This window comes from Streptomyces sp. SAI-127, assembly GCF_029894425.1.
Classification (GTDB): Bacteria; Actinomycetota; Actinomycetes; order Streptomycetales; family Streptomycetaceae; genus Streptomyces.
Map to the genome: position 1 here is coordinate 1,543,305 of NZ_JARXYJ010000001.1, position 18,720 is coordinate 1,562,024.

At 72.1% G+C, this 18,720-nt stretch carries 15 protein-coding genes; 2 read left to right on the forward strand and 13 right to left on the reverse strand.

Annotation, left to right across the window (positions count from 1 at the left end; translation table 11 throughout):
- Position 1 precedes the first annotated feature (1 nt).
- From M2157_RS07340 to M2157_RS07350, 3 genes are all read right to left on the reverse strand, one after another.
- Positions 2–1,093 (reverse strand): ABC transporter substrate-binding protein, encoded by a 1,092-nt coding sequence (locus M2157_RS07340; protein WP_280864801.1) that lies wholly within the window; start codon positions 1,091–1,093, stop codon positions 2–4.
- Positions 1,094–1,163: 70 nt separating this feature from the next.
- Positions 1,164–1,631 (reverse strand): MarR family transcriptional regulator, encoded by a 468-nt coding sequence (locus M2157_RS07345; RefSeq protein ID WP_280864802.1) that lies wholly within the window; start codon positions 1,629–1,631, stop codon positions 1,164–1,166.
- Positions 1,632–1,658: 27 nt separating this feature from the next.
- Positions 1,659–3,089, reverse strand: a complete 1,431-nt coding sequence (locus M2157_RS07350) for a GH1 family beta-glucosidase (protein WP_280860986.1) — start codon at positions 3,087–3,089, stop codon at positions 1,659–1,661.
- 109 nt (positions 3,090–3,198) lie between these two features.
- Here M2157_RS07350 and M2157_RS07355 point away from each other — a divergent pair, with 109 nt between their 5' ends.
- Positions 3,199–4,734 carry a glycoside hydrolase family 43 protein gene (locus M2157_RS07355; protein WP_280864803.1) on the forward strand — a complete coding sequence of 512 codons (1,536 nt, stop codon included), beginning with the start codon at positions 3,199–3,201 and terminating at the stop codon, positions 4,732–4,734.
- A gap of 158 nt (positions 4,735–4,892) precedes the next feature.
- Here the strand turns inward: M2157_RS07355 and M2157_RS07360 are convergent, their stop codons facing one another.
- From M2157_RS07360 to M2157_RS07375, 4 genes are all read right to left on the reverse strand, one after another.
- A complete protein-coding gene (locus tag M2157_RS07360) occupies positions 4,893–5,909 on the reverse strand; it encodes a LacI family DNA-binding transcriptional regulator (protein ID WP_280860989.1) in 1,017 nt (338 codons plus the stop codon).
- A 94-nt stretch (positions 5,910–6,003) separates the two neighbouring features.
- Positions 6,004–7,656: an NAD-dependent malic enzyme gene (locus M2157_RS07365; protein ID WP_280860990.1), complete on the reverse strand. Its 1,653-nt coding sequence runs from the start codon at positions 7,654–7,656 to the stop codon at positions 6,004–6,006.
- 126 nt (positions 7,657–7,782) lie between these two features.
- A complete protein-coding gene (locus tag M2157_RS07370; protein WP_280860991.1) occupies positions 7,783–9,435 on the reverse strand; it encodes an amidohydrolase in 1,653 nt (550 codons plus the stop codon).
- A gap of 21 nt (positions 9,436–9,456) precedes the next feature.
- Positions 9,457–10,962: an APC family permease gene (locus M2157_RS07375; RefSeq protein WP_280860992.1), complete on the reverse strand. Its 1,506-nt coding sequence runs from the start codon at positions 10,960–10,962 to the stop codon at positions 9,457–9,459.
- Between the two features lie 143 nt (positions 10,963–11,105).
- Between M2157_RS07375 and M2157_RS07380 the strand changes: the two genes are divergently transcribed.
- Complete coding sequence (locus tag M2157_RS07380) at positions 11,106–11,822, forward strand: helix-turn-helix domain-containing protein (RefSeq protein WP_280860993.1); 717 nt, start codon at positions 11,106–11,108, stop codon at positions 11,820–11,822.
- 68 nt (positions 11,823–11,890) lie between these two features.
- Here the strand turns inward: M2157_RS07380 and M2157_RS07385 are convergent, their stop codons facing one another.
- The 6 genes from M2157_RS07385 to M2157_RS07410 form a co-directional block, all read right to left on the reverse strand.
- On the reverse strand, positions 11,891–12,514 hold the full coding sequence (locus M2157_RS07385) for a TetR/AcrR family transcriptional regulator (RefSeq protein ID WP_280864804.1): 624 nt from the start codon (positions 12,512–12,514) through the stop codon (positions 11,891–11,893).
- 6 nt (positions 12,515–12,520) lie between these two features.
- The gene (locus M2157_RS07390) at positions 12,521–13,555 is read right to left on the reverse strand and encodes a DMT family transporter (RefSeq protein WP_280860995.1); all 1,035 of its coding nucleotides are present in this window, start codon (positions 13,553–13,555) and stop codon (positions 12,521–12,523) included.
- Positions 13,556–13,625: 70 nt separating this feature from the next.
- Positions 13,626–14,654, reverse strand: a complete 1,029-nt coding sequence (locus M2157_RS07395; RefSeq protein ID WP_280864805.1) for a GntG family PLP-dependent aldolase — start codon at positions 14,652–14,654, stop codon at positions 13,626–13,628.
- Between the two features lie 27 nt (positions 14,655–14,681).
- Positions 14,682–15,929, reverse strand: a complete 1,248-nt coding sequence (locus tag M2157_RS07400; protein ID WP_280860997.1) for an MFS transporter — start codon at positions 15,927–15,929, stop codon at positions 14,682–14,684.
- Positions 15,930–15,942: 13 nt separating this feature from the next.
- Positions 15,943–17,256, reverse strand: coding sequence for a DUF1116 domain-containing protein (locus M2157_RS07405; protein WP_280860998.1), 1,314 nt, complete (start codon positions 17,254–17,256; stop codon positions 15,943–15,945).
- Positions 17,253–18,668, reverse strand: a complete 1,416-nt coding sequence (locus M2157_RS07410; RefSeq protein WP_280861000.1) for an ATP-grasp domain-containing protein — start codon at positions 18,666–18,668, stop codon at positions 17,253–17,255. The genes M2157_RS07405 and M2157_RS07410 overlap by 4 nt, the downstream gene beginning before the upstream one ends.
- Between the last annotated feature and the right edge of the window lie 52 nt (positions 18,669–18,720).

Genomic DNA, 18,720 nt, shown 5'->3' on the forward strand with positions numbered 1-18,720 from the left:
CTCAGCCGACGTGCCGGATCCGTAGGCGGCAGGGTTCAGCCGGGTCCCGATCAACGACCTGGACCGGCGTCCGAGCCCATTGCCAGACGCTGATGCCGGGCGTGCGGGAGAACCGGATCTGCCCGCGGGTGCCCTCGACCGCCACATGCGGCCACGATGCGGCGATGCGCGCCCGGTCGGTGCCGTGAGTACGCAGCACGTCGGCGAGGACGGTGATCGTGTCGTAGCCCTCGAAGGCAACGAATGAGGGCGCTTCGGCCAGCCGCTCACGCAGGGCCGTTGCGACTCGTGCGCCGAGCGGGCCGAGACGCCCTGGCAGATAGCGCAGGAACGGGATCGCGGTGCTGTCGCCGCCGAGCAACGTCGCCCATGCGGCGAACTCCGGTTGCCCGGCCGGAGCACCGATCATGGTCTCGGCGAGGCGCTGGTCGCGGCGGACGGACCTGACGATCGACACCGCGGGCTCGGGGAAGCCGACCAGCAGAAGGAGGGCCGTCGCGCGATGGTCGACGAGTGCGTCGCACACGGCCGCGGGGGCGAGCGCCCGTGCATCGAGTTCGAGGACGGTGCCGCCGCGTGGAGCGAGGTGGTCCCGCAGGATGCGGACCCCCGAAGCCCAGTAGACGCTCGGCTCGGTCGCCACGGCGATGCGGCTGTGGCCCGCGTCGAGAAGGAAGTCCGCGTAGACCCGCCAGCCGTGGGACTGCGGCGGGGAGAGACGCGCGACCCATTCCGTGGGCTCTTCGGTCAGCGCGTCGAGAACCGCTGAGGAGCAGAGGTACGGCAGTCCGAGGGCATCGGCCCTGGCGGCAGCCGCGCGGGCGACGACGCTGTGATACTCCCCCACCACGGCTGCCACGCCCAGCTGGGCCAGTTCGTCCACGGCCGCCGCGGCCCGCTGCGGATCGGCCGCGGTGTCCCGGACCAGCAGCTCGAGCGGTCTTCCGCCGACCCCGCCGGCGTCATTGACTTCGCCGACGGCCAGTTCGAGTCCGGCGAGCAGGTGTCGGCCCGCCTCGACCCAGCCGGGCCTGGTCAGCGGAGCGAGAGCGCCGATCGTGACCGGCTGCGGCGGACACACCTGGGGGATCATGCCGGACATTGCATCCTCACCGTGGCCGGCGGGCAACTGATTGAGCACCCCTGCGGCCGACCGGACCGGGTCAGGACGGGTCCTCGTCCAGCTTGCGGATGACGCGCTCGGAGATCTCGGCCAGGACCCGCAGTTCGGACGGGGTGACGTGGTCCATGAACAGTTCACGTACCGCCTCGACATGGCGCGGGGCCGCCGCCTCGACCGCCGCTCGGCCGACGTCCGTGATCACCACGAAGGCGCCCCGCGCGTCCTCGTGGCAGTCCTCCCGGACCACCGTTCCCCGCCCCGCCATCCGCGCGATGTGGTGGGACATCCGGCTCTTCTCCCACTCCAGCGCCCGGGCCAGATCCTGGTACCGCTGTCGGCCCTCCGGGGTGTCCGTCAGATGGACCAGCACCGCGAAGTCGGCAGGCGACACATGGGACTCCGACTGCAGCAGGCGCCCGAGGCGCCCGCCGAGCCGCTCGTGCAACCGGACGAAGCCACGCCATGCGCGCTGCTCTTCCGGCGTCAGCCATCGCACCGTCTCTCCCATGGAGAAAGTGTAGACATAGTTGACACTTCACCCAAGCGGAATGCTTCCCGTCGTCGCCAGTTCCCGGTACCACAGGGCGCTGTCCTTGAGCGTGCGCCGCTGGGTCTCGTAGTCGACGTGGACGATGCCGAAGCGCTTCGAGTAGCCGTATCCCCACTCGAAGTTGTCCATCAGGGACCACACGAAGTACCCGCGCAGATCAACACCCGCGGTGAGGGCCCGATGGGCGGCGACGAAGTGGCGGTGGAGGTAGTCGATGCGCTCCGGGTCGTGGACGGCTTGGCTGCCGTCGGGGCCGGCGGTGAGGTGGTCCTCGAAGGCCGCTCCGTTCTCGGTGATGACCAGAGGCTGGTCCGGGAACCGGGTGTGGAGGTCCAGGAGGAGTTCCTCGAGCCCGTCGGGGTCGATGTTCCAGCCCATGGCGGTGTGCGGGCCCTCCTGCGCGACGAACTCGACGTGGGTCGAGCCGGGCCAGGGAGACCCGCCCATGTCCTTGTGCCCGTCGTTGTTCTGACGCGGTGTCACACCGCTCCAGAGGCGGACGGTGGTGGTGGCGTAGTAGTTGACGCCGAGCAGGTCCAGGGGCTGGTGGATCCGGGCGAGGTCACCGTCCTGCACGAACGCCCAGTCGGTGACGGCGGCGGTGTCCTCGATGAGGTCCTGCGGGTAGTGGCCGCGCAACAGGGGTTCGGTGAAGGCACGGTTGGCCAGCGCGTCTATGCGCCGTACGGCCTCGTCGGCGCCCTCGCCCTGGCCCCTCAGGACATGGAAGTTGAGAGTGACCGAGTACTGCGGGTCGTTGGTGGTGACCGCCCTGAGCTGCTGAACGGCCAGTCCGTGGGCGAGGTTGAGGTGGTGGACCGCGGTCAGCGCCGCGGCGCCGTCGCTGCGGCCGGGCGCGTGGGCTCCGGCGCCGTAGCCGAGGTAGGCGGAGCACCACGGTTCGTTCAGCGTGGTCCAGATCGCGACGCGGTCGCCGAGCGCTTCGCCGACCGCACGGGCGTAGTCGGCGAAGGCGTACGCGGTCTCGCGGTTCGTCCAGCCGCCCTCGTCCTCCAGGGCCTGGGGCAGATCCCAGTGGTAGAGGGTCGCGACGGGCGCGATGTCCCTCTGGAGCAGACCGTCGACCAGGCGGCTGTAGAAGTCCAGCCCCTTGGGATTGACCGGGCCGCGGCCCGTGGGCTGGATGCGCGGCCAGGCGATGGAGAACCGGTACGCCTTCAGGCCCAGGGACGCCATGAGGTCGAGGTCTTCGTCGAGGCGGTGGTAGTGATCGGCGGCCACGTCACCGGTGTCGCCGTTCCACGTCTTGCCCGGCGTGTGGGAGTAGGTGTCCCAGATGGAGGCGCCGCGTCCGTCCTCGTCGGCGGCACCCTCGATCTGGTAGGCCGCGGTCGCGGAGCCGAGGAGGAAGCCGGCGGGGAACGTCAGCTGCTGGGTGTTCGCGGCAGTGGGCATGCACGTCTCTCCGTTGTCTTGACTGATGGCGATGTTAACGTTAACAAGCAGTCCCAGTCCCTGTCCCGCCCTCGTTCGTTCCCTTTCCGTCCGACTCGGAGTGCGCCCCGTGCCGACCTTCTCCAACCCCGTTCTCGCCGGCAGTCACCCCGACCCCTCGATCTGCCGGGTCGGCGAGGACTTCTACCTGGTCACGTCATCGTTCGCGTACTTCCCCGGCATCCCGGTCCTCCACAGCCGCGACCTGGTGGGCTGGCAGCCGCTCGGACACGTGGTGGACCGCCCGTCCCAGGTGTCGCTGACCGGGCTCGACGTCTCGGACGGCCTCTGGGCCGCGACGATCCGCCATCACGAAGGCACCTTCTACGTGGTCGTGGCCCTGGCGAGGGGCCGCCAGGGCAGCACCACCTACCTCTTCACGGCGTCCGACCCCGCAGGCCCCTGGTCCGACCCGGTCGTCCTGGAGGCGGAAGGCATAGACCCGTCGCTCTTCTTCGACGACGACGGCCGCTGCTGGTTCACCGCCTGCCGCGACGCCGCCGAGCCGGAGGTGACGGGCCCCGGCGAGCTGTGGATGCGCGAACTCGACCTGGACAGGCTGGCGTTGACCGGTCCGACCCATGCGCTGTGGTACGGCGCGATGCGCGGCGCCTGGGTGGAGGCACCGCATCTGTACAAGCGCGACGGCGTCTACCACCTGATCGGCGCGGAGGGCGGAACCGGGCGACATCACGCCGTGACCGCGGCCCGCGCCGACACCATCACCGGCCCCTACTCCACCGACCCCAGGAGCCCGCTGCTCACCCACCGCCACCGCGGGGCGGCGGAGCCGATCCACCACGTCGGTCACGTCGACCTCGTCGACACGCCCGCCGGGGAGACCTGGGCCGTCGCTCTGGGGATACGACCGCTCGACGGCACGCACACCCTCGGCCGCGAGGTGTTCCTCGTCCCGGTCGAATGGACCGCGGACGGGCCGGTGTTCGCGCCGGACACGGGTCGCGTGAGGCTGTCCGAGCGATCGCCTGCGGGAGTCGGCGCGGGAACCGTGGCGCCGGTCGGGCCGGTGCGGGACGACTTCGGCGGCGCAGTGCTCGGCCCGGAGTGGAGCAGCCTGCGCGGACCGGTCGGCCATCTCGTCTCGACCGGAGCCGAGGAGGGAGGCCTGACCATCCGCCTCTCTCCCGAGCCCCTCAGCGGTACGGGCACTCCCGCGTTCGTCGCACGCCGTCAGCGGCATCTCCGTATGCGCGCCAGGGCCCGGGTCCGCTTCACCGCCACCGCTCCGACGCAGGAAGCGGGGCTGGTCGTCTTCCAGCACGCGCACCACGCCACCCTCGCGCTGACCGCCGACGCCTCCGGCACCCCGCACGTCGTACTCACCGCCCACGAGGCGGGCTCCCCCACCCGGGTCGGGGCAGTCGCCGTGACAGCCGACGAGGTCGTCCTCGTGGTCGACAGCGACGATTCCGGCTACACCTTCCACGTGGAGGACGGCACGTGGACGACTCTGGGCAGCATCGAGCGGCCCTTCTTCAGCACGGAACGCGCCGGCGGGTTCGTCGGGGTCCACCTCGGCCTGTACGGCATCGGCGACGCGGGCGAGGCGCATGTGCACTGGTTCGAGTACGCCCCGGCCCGCTGACGCCGCTCGCGGGGATCAGCCGTAGAAGTTCTTCGCCCAGCGGTGTTTGATCAGCACGGCGAGTTCCCGTTGTAGGACCTGAACGGTGTCCAGCACTCCGGTTCTCCGACACGGTCAGGCCGGTGCGGCCCAGTTCCCGATAGCGCATGTGGCGGGATTCAGGAACCGGCGCGAGGCGCGGCGGTGCTTCGCCGTACGACGAGTTCCGGGGTGATCTTCTGCCGTTCCGCCCGCTCCCCGCCCAGCATCCGCACCAGCTGCTCGATAGCCGTCCTGCCGAGGTGGGCGAAGTCCTGCCGGACCGTGGTCAGAGCGGGGACCAGGTATCCGGCGCCCTTCATGTCGTCGAAGCCGACGAGGGAGACGTCCTGCGGTACCTCCACGCCCCGCTCGGCGAAGGCGGCCAGCGCTCCCATCGCCATCTGGTCGTTCCCGGCGAAGACCGCGGTGGGCAGGCCGGTGCCGGCGCCGCAGAGTTCGTGGGCCAGGCGGAATCCGCTCTCCGCGCTGAAGTCGCCTTCCAGCAGGGCTCCTTCGGCTTCCGCCGCGGTGAGTTCGGCCTGCCAGCCGTCGACGCGTGCCCGGGCGTCGAAGGTGCGCAGCGCACCCGTCAGGTGGGCGATGTCCCGGTGCCCGAGGCCGAGGAGGTGGCGAACGGCGAGACGGGCGCCCAGTTCCTGGTCGACCTCGACGAAGCCCAGACCGGGGTTGGGTGCGCCGCCGGACATCACCACCGTCACCGGCACCCCGAAGGAAAGGCCGGACAACGCCTCCACCACGACGGGCCGGTCCGCCACGACCGCGATCGCCTCCACGGACTGGTCGGTGAGCCGTCGCAGGGTCTCCATGAGGTCGGCGGAGGTGCTCTCACCCTGTCTGCTGGCCAGGCTCACCCAGTAACCGGCCTGCTTGGCTGCCGTCTCGACGCCCAGGAGGATACGCGGCAGCTCGAACAGTTCCGACCCGACGATCACCACGCCGATCGTCGAGGAACGTCGGCTCTTGAGGGCCCTGGCGACGCTGTTGCGGCGGTAGCCCAGCTTCTGGATCGCGGCCTCGACCCGGGTGCGAGTCTCCGGACGGACCGAAGGATGACCGTTGATGACACGGGAGACGGTGATGTGCGAGACGCCGGCCTCCCGGGCCACGTCCATCATGCCTGGCGGCCGGTCCATGTCACTCGTCCTCTGCCTTCAACCCCAGCAGGCCTCGCGCCCACCGCAGATCCTGTCACAGGCCCGGAGAGCTGCCAGGTCCGGCAACTGCATGTCAGGACGCGTACCTCGGTGTCCACTGCGTCGTCGCGATCGCTTCGCGCAGCTGGGACTCCGTGGCCTGGGGTGCGACGCCGTCCTCCACCGCGGCCTTGGCCACGGCCAGGGCGATCTCGCGGGCGGCGTCCCGCATGCTCGCCAGCGGGGGCAGCAGCGGGGTCGCCCCGTCCACGCCGGCCTGTACCGCGCACTCCCCCACCGCTCGCGCCGCCGCCACCATCATCCGGTCGGTCACGCGGGTGGCCCGGCAGGCGGTGACCGCCAGGCCGACGGCGGGGAAGACGTAGACGTTGTTGGCCTGCGCGACCGGCACCTCGCGCCCGTCCAGCTTCAGCGGCGGGAAGGGCGAGCCGGCGGCGATCAGGGCCCTGCCGTCGGTCCAGCGGGCAAGGTCGGCGGGCTCGGCCTCGGCGTTCGAGGTCGGGTTGGACAGCGGCAGGATCACCGGCCGGTCGCAGGCGTCGGCCATCGTCCGCACGATCTCCTCGCTGAACGCGCCGTGCGCCGTGGAGAGCCCGATCAGCACCGTCGGCTTCACCTCGCCGACGACCCGCGCGAGGTCGAGCGCACCCCACTGTCGTACGTCCGCGTCGTCGCGCGCGTACACCCGCTGCTCGGGTGTGAGATCGGTGCGGGAGCGCACCAGCAGGCCGTCGATGTCGACGAACCAGAAGCGGTCGGCCGCCTGCTGTTCGGTGAGGCCTTCCTCCTCGAGCGCGGTGCGGATCATGTCGGCGACCCCGACCGCCGCCGAACCGGCGCCCAGGACCACGATGCGGTGGTCCGTCAGGGGCGTTCCGGCGACCTTCGTGGCGGTGGAGAGCGCGCCGAGCGCCACGGCCGCGGTGCCCTGGATGTCGTCGTTGAAGGTCAGCAGCCGGTCCTGGTAGCGGCCAAGGATCGGACGGGCGTGCGCGGTGGCGAAGTCCTCCCACTGCAGGAGGGTCCCGGGCAGTTCGGCCTCCACGGCGGACACGAACGCCTCGATCATCTCGTCGTAGGCGTCCCCGGTGACGCGGTGCTGCCTGCGGCCGAGGTAGTGCTCGCCGGCCAGCAGCTGCTCGTTGTCGGTGCCGGCGTCGAGGAGGACCGGGAGGGTGCGCGCCGGGTGGATGCCGCCGATCGCTGTGTACAGGCTGAGCTTGCCGATCGGGATGCCCATGCCGCCCACCCCCTGGTCGCCCAGGCCCAGGATGCGCTGGCCGTCGGTGACGACGATGACGTCGACCTCGCCGCCGGGCCGGTTGCGCAGGATCTCCCGGAAGCGGTGGCGGTCCTCGTAGGTCAGGAACAGACCGCGCGGCCTGCGGTAGATCTCGCTGAAGCGCCGGCACGCCTCGCCGACCGTCGGCGTGTAGACGACCGGCAGCATCTCCTCCAGGTGCCGGGTGAGCAGGTGGTAGAACAGCACCTCGTTGGTGTCCTGGAGCTGGCGCAGGTAGATGTGCCGGTTGAGCGGCTTGTCGTAGCCGAGGAACGCCTCGTACGCCCGGTCCGCCTGCTCGTCGAGCGTCTCCGTCGCCGGTGGCAGCAGCCCGTCCAGGCCGAGTTCGGCACGCTCCTCGGGGCTGAACGCGGTGCCCTTGTTCCGGAGGGGATCGGCGAGCAGGGCCGCTCCGTGGGCACGGGCAGTGTTGGGTGTTGCCATGACGTTCCTCAGGTCGAGGGGCTTCAGGGGCGGCGGATGTTGTGGAGGTTTGCGCGCTCCATCCCACCTTCCCCCTCCCCGGACATCGAAATCACCTGAGGGTCGGTCGAGCCGGCACACATCAGCTCAGGCGTCCCGCGCCGCGTGAACCCGCTGCCCGTCGACAAATGTCTCCAGGACCCGGGTGGCGGCGATCTCCTCGGGCGGCCCCGCGAACGGGTCGCGGTCGAGGACGACGAGATCGGCCGACTTGCCCACGGTGATGCTGCCGGCGATGTCGTCGAGGTGATTCACATGGGCGCTGCCCGCCGTGTACGCGGCGAGGGCGGTGCCCAGGTCGAGGCGCTGCTCCGGAAGGAACTCCGGGGTGCCCTCGGGGGCGTCGGGGGCGATCCGGTTGACGGCGACATGGATGGCCTGGAAGGGGTCGGGGCTGCTGACCGGCCAGTCGCTGCCGGCGGCCAGGGTCGCGCCTGCGCGCAGCAGATCACCGAACGGATACTGCCGTGCGCCGCGTTCCGCGCCGAGGAAGGGCAGGGTCAGTTCGTCCATCTGCGGTTCGTGGGCGGCCCACAGCATCTGGAGGTTGGCGCTCGCGCCCAGGGTGCGGAACCGGGGGATGTCGTGCGGGTGCACGACCTGCAGATGTGCGAGGTGGTGCCGTGTGTCGCGCCACCCGTTGGCCGCGCGGGCGGACTCCACGGCGTCGAGGGCCTCACGCACCGCGCGGTCGCCGAGCGCGTGGAAGTGGACCTGGAAGCCGGACGCGTCGAGTTCGGTGACGTACTTCCTCAGCTCGTCCGGCTCGACGAAGCTGATGCCGCTGTTGTCCGAGGAGCAGCCGCAGCCGGTCAGATACGGGGCGAGCATCGCGGCGGTGTGGTTCTCCGCGATGCCGTCCTGCATGACCTTCACCGTGGTGGCACGGAACCGGCCACGGTTCAACTCCTCGCGTCGGGCGAGGAGTTCGGGGATCTGCTCGGCACCCCGCTCACGGTCCCACCACAGGGCGCCGACCACGCGGGCGGTGAGAAGTCCCCGGTCGAGGGCCTCGTGATAGGAGGGCGCCGGGTCGGTCATGTTGGCGTACGCGCCGACGATGGCGTCCTGCCAGGCGGTGACGCCGTACGAGTGCAGCACGGCCTGGGCCCGCAGCAGGGCCGCGAGTTGCTCCTGCGGCGTGGGGTCCGGAACCAGTCTTCCCACGAGGTGGACCGCGCCCTCCTGGAGCATGCCGGTGGGGTTGCCGTCGGCGTCGCGCTCGATCCGGCCGTCGACCGGGTCCGGGGTACGGGAGTCGATGCCCGCGCGCTCCAGGGCCCGGCTGTTGACCCAGGCGCCGTGGTGGTCGCGGTTGGGCAGGAAGACGGGTCGGTCCGGGACGATCACGTCGAGGGCCGCAGCTGTGGGAGCGCCGCCCGGGAACGCCTCCAGGGACCAGCCGCCGCCGGTGATCCACTCGGCGTCCGGGTGCTGATCGGCGTAAGCCTTGATCCTGCGCAGGTACTCGGCCGGGTCGACGGTGTCGGCGAGGTGGCACAGGCCGAGTTCGAGGCCCGCGCCCTGCGGGTGGACGTGGGCGTCCTGGAAGCCGGGGAGCAGCAACTTCCCGGCCAGGTCGACGACTTCGGTGCGCGGGCCGATCAGCTCGCGCACCTCGTCGTGGCCGACGGCGGCGATCCGCCCGTCGCGCACGGCCACGGCGGTGGCGCGGCTGCGGGCGGGATCGACGGTGTGCACGGGACCGCCGGTGAGGACGAGGTCCGCGGTGTGTGACATGTGAGTGAACTCCAGAAGGGATCAGACCGCCGTACGGTCCATCGGCAGGGTCAGGGACTCGGCGTCGGTGCCGCGCCCCGTGGTGAAGTACGGCGAGTGCCTCACGTACTTGGCGACGGCGGCCATGCCGAGGCCTGCGAGGATGATCGCGGCGGGCAGCGAGAACATGAACCAGCCGTTGTCCGGGCTGAGTTCGAAGTGGTCGCTCATGGTCAGGTACGAGTATCCGAGGTAGCCGCCGAGGCCGAGCAGGATCAGGCCGGACACGGCGGGCACGCCGATGGCGAGCAGCGCCTCCCGTGCTCCTTCGTGACGTGCGGAGCGGAAGCGCACGGCGCAGGCGAGCGCGGTGAGGCCGTAGTAGAGGGCGACGATCAGACCGATGGCGTTGACGGCGGCCAGCAGCATGTCGCTCAGCTTGGGGATCGCCACGGCGAGCAGGGCGATCACTCCGGCGATGCCCATCACGACGACGGTGCCGGCGGCGGGGGTGCCGTAGCGCGGGTGGATCCGGGTCCACACCGGTCCCATCGTGCGGTCACGGCTCATGGCGAACAGGCCGCGTGCCGTGGGGATCAGGGTGGCCTGCACGGAGGCGACGGCGGAGAACATCAGCGCGACCAGGGGCAGGGTGGCCCAGGGTTCGGCGGCCAGTTTCTCGCCGAGGTACGGGAGGGCCTGGGGGCCGTTCCTGACGAGTTCGGCCAGGCTCATCTCGCGCTGGAAGGCGACCGAGGCGAAGAGGAACAGACCGAGCATGGCGAAGAGGGCGATGAGGCCGCCGCGGGCCGCGTCGCCCGGGCTCTTCGTCTCCTCGTTGACGCTGAAGGCCGCGTCCCAGCCCCAGAAGAAGAAGACCGCGAGCACCATGCCCTGGGCGAAGGTGGTGCCGCTGGAGATCTCGAAGGGGTTGAACCAGGACAGCGAGACGGCGTGGTCCCCGGTGACCAGGGCCCAGCCGCAGAAGGCCAGCAGCACGGCGTACTCGAAGATCAGCAGGGCGAACTGGAAGCGGGTGGCGGACCGCACCCCGGTGACGGCCAGGGCGGTGAGGCCGAGGAGGATCACCAGCCCGACGGCCGTGGTGACACCGGTGGACGTGGGGTCGAGGGCGATGCCGGCGAGGCTGTGCAGTCCGGCCTTGTTGGCGAAGGCCAGGACGACCGAGCCCATGATCGCGCTGGTGTAGGCGCAGAAGATGACCGAGCCGACCAGGGTGACCCAGCCGGTCAGGAAGCCGGGCCAGGGGCCGAGGGCCCTGCCGACCCAGACGTAGCCGTTGCCGCAGTTCGGCTCCGAGCGGTTCAGGCGGGCGTAGGCGGTGGCGATGCCGAGGACCGGCAGGAAGGCCAGAAGCAGCAGTGCCGGGGCCTGGAGGCCCACGATGGTCGCGATCGTGCCCATGCCGATGGCGATGCTGGTGGTGGCCGCGGTGCTGGACGCGGCGATGGCCACGCCGTCGACGACGCCGAGGGAACGGCGCAGGGCCGAGCCCGGAGCGGAGGGGAGGGGCGGTGCTGACGACATGAAGGGCTCCTCGGGGACGGGAGACGGGGAAGAGCCGCGCGGTGAGGTGATGGAACAGCCGACGTCCACATTGGGTCAACCCTGTTGACGTAAGGCGGGTGGGAGCCGTTCACTGAGCGCGCCCGGACGAGAGGAACGTGCCCATGTCCAGCCGTGTCCCCCAGGAGCGCCGACGCCGACGGCCCACCCGCTCCGGAGTCCTGCTGTCCGAGGACCTCATCGTGCAGACGGCCCTGCGGCTGATCGGCGAGCACGGCCCCGAGGCGCTGAGCGTGCGCCGGCTCGGCGCGGCGCTGGGCTGCGACCCGACCGCCCTCTACCGCTATTTCCACGACACCGACGACCTGGTGCTCGCCATCGCCGACCGGATCATCGGGGACGCGATGGCGGGGTTCGTCCCCGGGGAGGACTGGGTGGCCGCGCTGCGCGAGATGGCCCTGCGGGTCCGTGCCGGATACCTCGCCCATCCGCGGGCGGCCGCCTTGGCCGCGCACCGGGTGACCCGGCGCAGGAGCGAGATCCAGGCGGTGGACACGGGGATCGGCCTGCTGCTCTCCGCGGGCTTCGAGCGGGCCGCCGCCGCGCGCCTGTACCTGGCCTTCATCGACACCGTGCTCAGCCACGCGGCGACCGACGCGGCGTTCCAGGCACTCCCCCGGCAGCAGCGCGAGGCCGACCATCGGGCGTGGCGGGACGTCTACCAGGACCTGGACCCGGTGGCGTACCCGGCGCTCACCGCGGTACGGCGCGAGTTGCCGAGCATGGCGGACAGCTCGTTCGAGGAGGCGGTGGACCTGCTGCTGGAGGCGCTGGAGGCGCGCGCCCCGGTGCGCCGGGCGTCCACAGGGGGGACTCCATGAGACGCAGACGATCAAGTGCCCGTGCCACGGTCACGGCGCTCGTATTCGCACTGCTCGGCCTCGGCGCGTCAGCAGGTGCCTCCCGACCCGCCTTCGTGCTCCGCGCGCACCCGCCCGTCGGTTCCGAGAGCGGGTGCGCCCTGCCAGAAGTACTCCAGTGCCCGTGGCACGTTCTGTGCGGCGCCCGGTTCGCGGGAGAGAATCTGGACGCCGATGGTGACCGTGAGGACTGTGGCGACGAGGTCCTCGATCGCGACGCCCGGCGCGAGGCTTCCGTCGCGCCGGGCGTCCTCCAGCTGTCGCAGCAGGAGGGTCACCAGTCGGCGGCGCAGCGTCGGGACGCCGCCTTCGGCGCGGTCGCAGCTGACCTGGAAGCCGGCTCGTACGACGACGTCCCGGCTCAGCAGTCCGACCAGTTCACGGGTTGTCCCGACCAGGGATGCCATGGCCGGGCCGGACGGGCGTCCGCGGGCGGCGGCCAGTCCGTCCAGAGCACGCTGCGCCTCCTGCTCCAAGGCGGTGGCCAGCGCGTCCTTGTCGGCAAAGTGGAAGTAGACCGCGCCTTTGGACAGTCCGGCCTCACCGCTCACCCTGGAGAGAGTCGCGCCCTTGAGACCGTAGCGGTCGACGACGTGAGCCGCCGCCCTCACGATGGCCTCGCGCGAGCGGACGGCGCGTTGTTGTCGTGGCACGGCAGGTCAGTCCCCTCTCCCACCGAGCCGCGGGGCTCGCGCGGGCGAGGGCGCCGCCAGCGCGGCTGCGCCGATCAGCAGCACCGCCGCGGCCGCGACCGCCCCCTGGTGTGCCGGCGGCTCCCCGAGCAGCGGCCCCAGAGCGAGCGAACCGAGCACCTGACCACTGATCATGCCCAGGCCCGCGGCCAGGACTCCGATGCGGCGCACGGTCAGTACCGCGGACAGCACCACCACACAGCCGAGCAGGCCGCCGGCGTAGTGCCACAGCGGTCCGGACCGAGGCCGGGGCAGTTCGGAGGACACCGTCAGCACGACCACGGCGGTGACCATGAGCGCGGTGCCGGTGGCGAAGCTCAGCAGGACCGCCGGGTACGGATGGTGTCCGGCGGCTTCGTCCACCCGGCCGTTCACCGCCATCTGCCAGGACAGAGCGCAGCCGGCGAGAAACGGCAGGACGGCGAGCGCGAGCGTACGGCCCGCGTCCGGGGCGGCCAGCACCGGAATCGCCACAGCGCACACGGCGAGCAGCCCGCCCGACAGCCGGCGCCGGGTGGCACGGCGGGGCGTGCCGGGGCCCAGGCCGAGATGGTCCATGACCACGCCGCTCAGGGTCTGGCCGGCGACCAGCGCCAGAGTGAAGGCGGCGGGCCCGAGCGCGGCGGCGGTCAGCGCCTGCGTCAGGACCATGCCGCCGCCCGCGAGGCCGCCCAGGCAGTGCCATGGCCGCAGTCCGCGGGAACGCAGCGCCAGGAGCAGTGCGGCGAACGCAGGCCGCAGTCCTGCCAGGAGGAAGGCGGCCATCGCCGCGACGCCCAGACTGAGCGTGTTCGACCAGGCGGCCGCGGCCACGGCTCCGGTGTGCTCACCGAGCCTGCCGTTGACCACGGACTCCAGCGCCAGCGCGGCACCGCCGGCGACGGCCCCCGTCAGCGGCAGGGCCCCGGACCGGGCCGGGGCCCGCGGTGGGGCGGGCGGCCCGGGTGAGGCCGCCGGGCTCACCTCGTGGGTTCGACCGTGCGACGTACGCGACAACGGCATGGTTACTCCCGGTGGAGTGGGGCGGCAGTGGCCGCGGGTGGTGGCGCTCGGGCGCTTCGCGCGCACGCGCTCAGCCGGGCGGTGGGAAGGACTCCACCGCCCGCAGGATGTCGGAGCGCGACACATCGCAGTGGGTGATCATCCGCACGCCGGTGTCCGTGGGGACCGTGAGTACACCGCGTTCGGCGAGGACGGAGACGGTGCGCGGTGGGTCGTCGACCGGCAGGACAAGGATGTTGGTCCGTGGGACCCCGGTCTGCCAGCCGCGGTCGGCCAGTCCGGCCGCGAGCAGCCGGGCATGGTCGTGATCCTCGGCGAGGCGGTCGACGCGCTCCAGCGCCACGAGGCCGGCTGCCGCCAGTACGCCGCCCTGCCGGACTCCGCCCCCGAGCATCTTGCGGACCCTGCGCGCCTCTCCCACGAACGCCCTGTCGCCCGCAAGTACCGAACCCACCGGCGCGCCCAGCCCCTTGCTCAGGCAGACCTGGACGGTGTCGGCACCCTCGGCCAGCTCCGCCGGGGTCACACCGAGGGCGACCGCGGCGTTCCAGATGCGGGCGCCGTCCAGGTGCACCAACAGCCCGGCGGCGTGCGCGGCGTCGGTCAGCCGACGGTGTTCCGGCGGGGTGGTGACGGTGCCGCCCGCCGCGTTGTGCGTGTTCTCCAGGCACAACAGCCGGTCGCGCAGCGCGAAGTACGGTCCGCCGCGACCGACCGCCCGGGTGATGTCCGCGGGACTGATGGCGCCGGGGCCGGCAGTCCAGGCCAGGGCGCGCGGCATGCCGCCGGCCAGCCAGGCGGCGGTGCCGACCTCGTGGTCCAGGATGTGCGCGCGGTCCGGGGCGAGGAAGCGGTCGCCGCGGTCGAGGTGCACGCACAGCGCGATCAGGTTGCCCATCGACCCGCTGGGCACCCACAGGGCGCCCTCGGTACCGAGGAGGCCCGCGACCTCCTCCTCCAGCGCGCGCATGGTGGGGTCGCCGTCCAGGACGTCGTCGCCGACCTCGGCACGGGCCATCGCCTCCCGCATCCGTGCGTCGGGACGGGTGACGGTGTCGGAGCGCAGGTCGACCGGCGGTCCGGTCGGGGGTGGTGTCACGGAAGCCTCCACGAAAGGAACAGCCGGTCACTCGGGCCGTGCGACGCGGTACCGGGTCATCAACAGGGCAGCCAGGACGCTGAATCCAGCACCGAGGAACATCACCGCGGAAGGCCCGGACGAATCCACGAACCAGCCTCCGACCATGGCGCCCAGCGCGATGGAGACGTTGAAGGCACAGATGTACAGCGAGGTCGCGGCCTCGGGGGCCTTGGGGGCGCTGGCGAAGACGAGGGTCTGGAGGCAGACCGGCAGCGCCGTGTACGCGATGCCCCACACCAGCAGCAGGATCACCGTGCCGGGATGCCACCGGCCGTTGACCACCAGCAGCACGACGGCCGCGGCGAGCAGCAGGATGCAGGTGAGCGTGGTGGCGCGCAGTGCTCGGGCGGCCGCCGCACCGCCGGCGAAGTTGCCGACGACGCCGGCCACGCCGTACAGGAGCAGCAGTGCGCTGACCCAGTGGGACGGGATGCCGGCGTCCTGCTCCAGGAAGGGCGCGACATAGGTGTACGCGGCGAAGTGGCCGATCACCATGGCCGCTGTGACGAGCGTGGCGATCCTGAGGTTGCCGTCCCGCAGCAGCCTGGGCACTTCGGCCAGCCGCACGACGGAACGCGGCGCGAGCGGGGGCAGCAGGACGGCCACCGCGGCGAGGATCAGCACACCGATCGCGGCGATGGCCCAGAACGCCGTACGCCAGCCGGACAGTCCGCCGACGAAGGTGCCGAACGGCACGCCGGCCACCGAGGCGATGGAGATGCCGCTGAAGACGACCGCGGTGGCCCGGACGGACTTCTCCGGCGGCACCAGGCGGATGGCGATGCTCGCCGCGATCGACCACATCACGCCGTGGGCGAAGCCCGTCAGCAGCCGTGAGGTCATGAGGATCGCGTACGAGGACGACAGAGCGGTGAAGGCGTTGCCCGCGACGAAGACGGTGAGCACGACCAGCAGTAGCAGCCGGCGGTCGAAGCGGCGGGTCGCCACCGTGAGCACGGGGGCGAACAGGCCCGCGATGGCACCGTACAGAGTGACCGAGAGACCGACGGTGCCCTCGGAGACGCCGAGGTCGCCGCTCATGGCGGGGAGCAGTCCGATGGGGACCATCTCCGTGGTGGTGAAGGCGAAGACGCCCATGCCGACGGCGACGACGGCGAGCCAGCTGCGCAGCGGGCCGAGGAGGGCGGGGGGCGCGGCCTGCCGTTCGGCGCCCTCCGGGGTGGTGTCGGGCACGGCGGCCGTGTCGTGGCGCGAGGGGGACGAGGGTGTCACGGGGATCTCCGGGTCAGGCGGATGCGGTGGCGGGCGCGGACGCGGACAGCAGGTCCGCGGCTCGCCGGAACGGTTCGATCGGGGGAAGGAACAGGACGGCGCCGGCGTGACCGCCGTCGCGCAGCGTCGCGCCGAGGTGGATGGCGGGGACGATGCCGGTGTCGGCGACTCGCCGTACGTCGATGCCGCACGGCACGCCGCGGTGGGCGAGGGCGGGAACGCGGTACTCGGGGTGCTCCGCGAGCGTGATCCGGTACATGCGCTCGGTCAGGCGGATCATTTCCCGGGGGCTCCCGGCGGAGTGGTCCTGGAGGGGCATGGCGGCCGCGGCGGCCATGCCGCCGAGGCCGACCGTCTCCGTGATCAGGCTCTCGCCGCCGACATACGCCAGATCGTCGGTGGTCAAGCCGTCGTCGAGTCGGCCGCGCAGCGTGGACACCGGCGGGAGCGGAGCGGTGAACCAGCGGTCGCCGAGACCTGAGACGCGGAGCCCGAACTCCTTCTCGTTGAGGTTCATCGCGGTGACGAGCGTGCTGCCGGGGATGCCGGAAGCACTGTCGGCCGCCGCCTTGGCGGCCGCCATCACCAGGTGCAGAAACAGGTAGTCGGCCGTGCGCAGGTAAGCGGCCAGCTGCCGGTGGCGCTCGGCGACCCGGTCGCGGGAGAGATCCAGTACGGCCTCCAGCAGCGCGGCCCGAAGCAGCGTCCCGGCGGCCCGGTGCCGGCTGTGCAGGTCGTCGCCCATGGCCAGGGCCCGGCGGACGATCGGGGCGAGGGGAATCCCGCCCAGGTGGTCCAGGACCTCGGCGAGTGCGGGTGACACGACGTCGCAGACGTGCCGCAGTCGGGCGTCGACTCCCTGGTCCCAGACACCGAAGGTGAGCGAGTTCCGGTCGGCGCCCTCGTTCATACGGCAGAACGCGCGCCGCCCGGATGCCTCGTCCCGCACGACGACCACCGGCATCGACGCGGTGCACACGCCGGTGAGCGAGCCGACGGTGGCGTGGTCGTGCGAGGGGCGCACCGCGAGGGTGCCGTCGGCGAGCAGGGCCTCGGCCTCCGCCTCGTCCCCGGCCAGCCCCTCGTAGAGTGCGGCCCCGATGACGGCCCGCCGTTGACCGCCCTCGTACCCCTGCCAGAGCATCGGCGGTCCGGAGACGAGGATCGTCCGGGCGGTCATGCCGGGCACCACCTCGCCGGCGGGAGCGATGGTCTCCAGGACCGGGCGGGCCTCGGTGAGACGGGCCACCGCCCGCGCGTTGGCCGCGTCGCGCGCCGTCGCCACGGTGTCGTGCGGCGCGGGCGCGGCGCCGGGACGGCCGGTCACCGTACGACCTCCTCGACGGCCTCGGCCCTCCCGGCGCCCTCACCGGGTCCGACGCTCGCGATCCCCTCGGCTCCCGAGGCCCGCTCGGTGTGGATCGTCACCCTCCGGACGGTCTCGGTTGCCGCGAGGTCGAGGTCGGTGTCGAGGGGGCCGTCCAGGACCACGGAGACCGAGCGGCCCTGGGAGTCGGACTGGGCGCCGAGCAGGTCGCCGCGGTGCCGGCTCACGAGGACGGCGTGGCCGCGGGCCGGGGCGTCCGCCGCGACGGGCGGCAGGTCGGGCCACCGGCCCTGTTCGCCGACCCAGTGGACCGGTGCGCCGTCGCAGGTCACGTCCGTCAGGCGGCCCCGTGGGTGGTCGAGATAGACCTGCCGGGCACGGCGGGCGGCCGGTGCGGTGGCGGGCTCGGTGCCGAGCGCGAGGTCCAGCAGGGCGGCGTCGAGGTCCATGCCGGTGGCCAGCCGCCACAGGCGGGTGATGGCGTCCCCGGGCGGACGCGCGGCGGCCTCCATCAGCACCACCCGGTCCTCGGCGGTCAGCCGGAACTCGGCGTGGCTCATGCCGGTCCGGAACCGGACGGCGCGCAGGAAGTCCGCGTTGGCGTCGAGCAGCAGCTTCTCCTGGGCAGGGGTCAGATGCGGCGCGGGAGAGGTGTGGCCGGTCTCGGTGAAGAACGACGTGCCGGACTCGTTGGTGTCCTTGGCGGTGATGCCGGACCAGAGCAGGCGGCCGTCGCGCACCAAGGTCTCCACGGAGAACTCGCGCCCGGTCACGCGTTCCTCCAGCAGGAGCAGTTCACCGGGGCCGTAGTCGGGCAGCAGCGGGAGGACGGCGTCCGGCCCGGCGACCGCGCGCACGCCCGAACTGGACATCCTGGAGGCGGGTTTGAGGACGGCGGGGAAGGCCGGGAAGTCCGTCACCGTGGTGTGGCGGTCCGGGTCCACGAGGGTGAAGCGCGGTGCCAGGGCGGGAGCGGTCAGCCGCTGCAGCAGTTTGTTGCGGCAGACCAGGGCGGCATGAGTGCCGGGCCCGGGCAGCCCCAGGGTCTGGGCGAGGGCTCCGGCGGCCTCCACGAACACCTCCCCTACGTTGAGCACCGCTCGTACCGTGCGGTCGTGCAGCCAGGGCGTGACGGCGCGCAGCAGGGTGTCGAGCGAGGTGTCCGCGAGGTGCCGGAACTCCTCGTCGGCGAGACGGAAGAGCGGGTGCTCCGGGTCGGCGCGGCGGCGGGCGAGCTCGTCGGCGGGTGTCTCGGGTCCGAAGACGAACAGCGGTGTCAGTCCGCGTCGTCCGGCCGCGTCCAGCAGGCGCAGGTGCTTGGCGAGCACGACCAGATCGGTGATGACGATGACGGCGGGCGGGTGCGCGGCGTCCGCTGCGGACGGGGCGCCGCTGTCGCGGAAGTCGGTCATGGCTTCCCTCGGTCGGGTGCGGGGCGCGGCCGTGCCGCGCCCCGCACGGTGA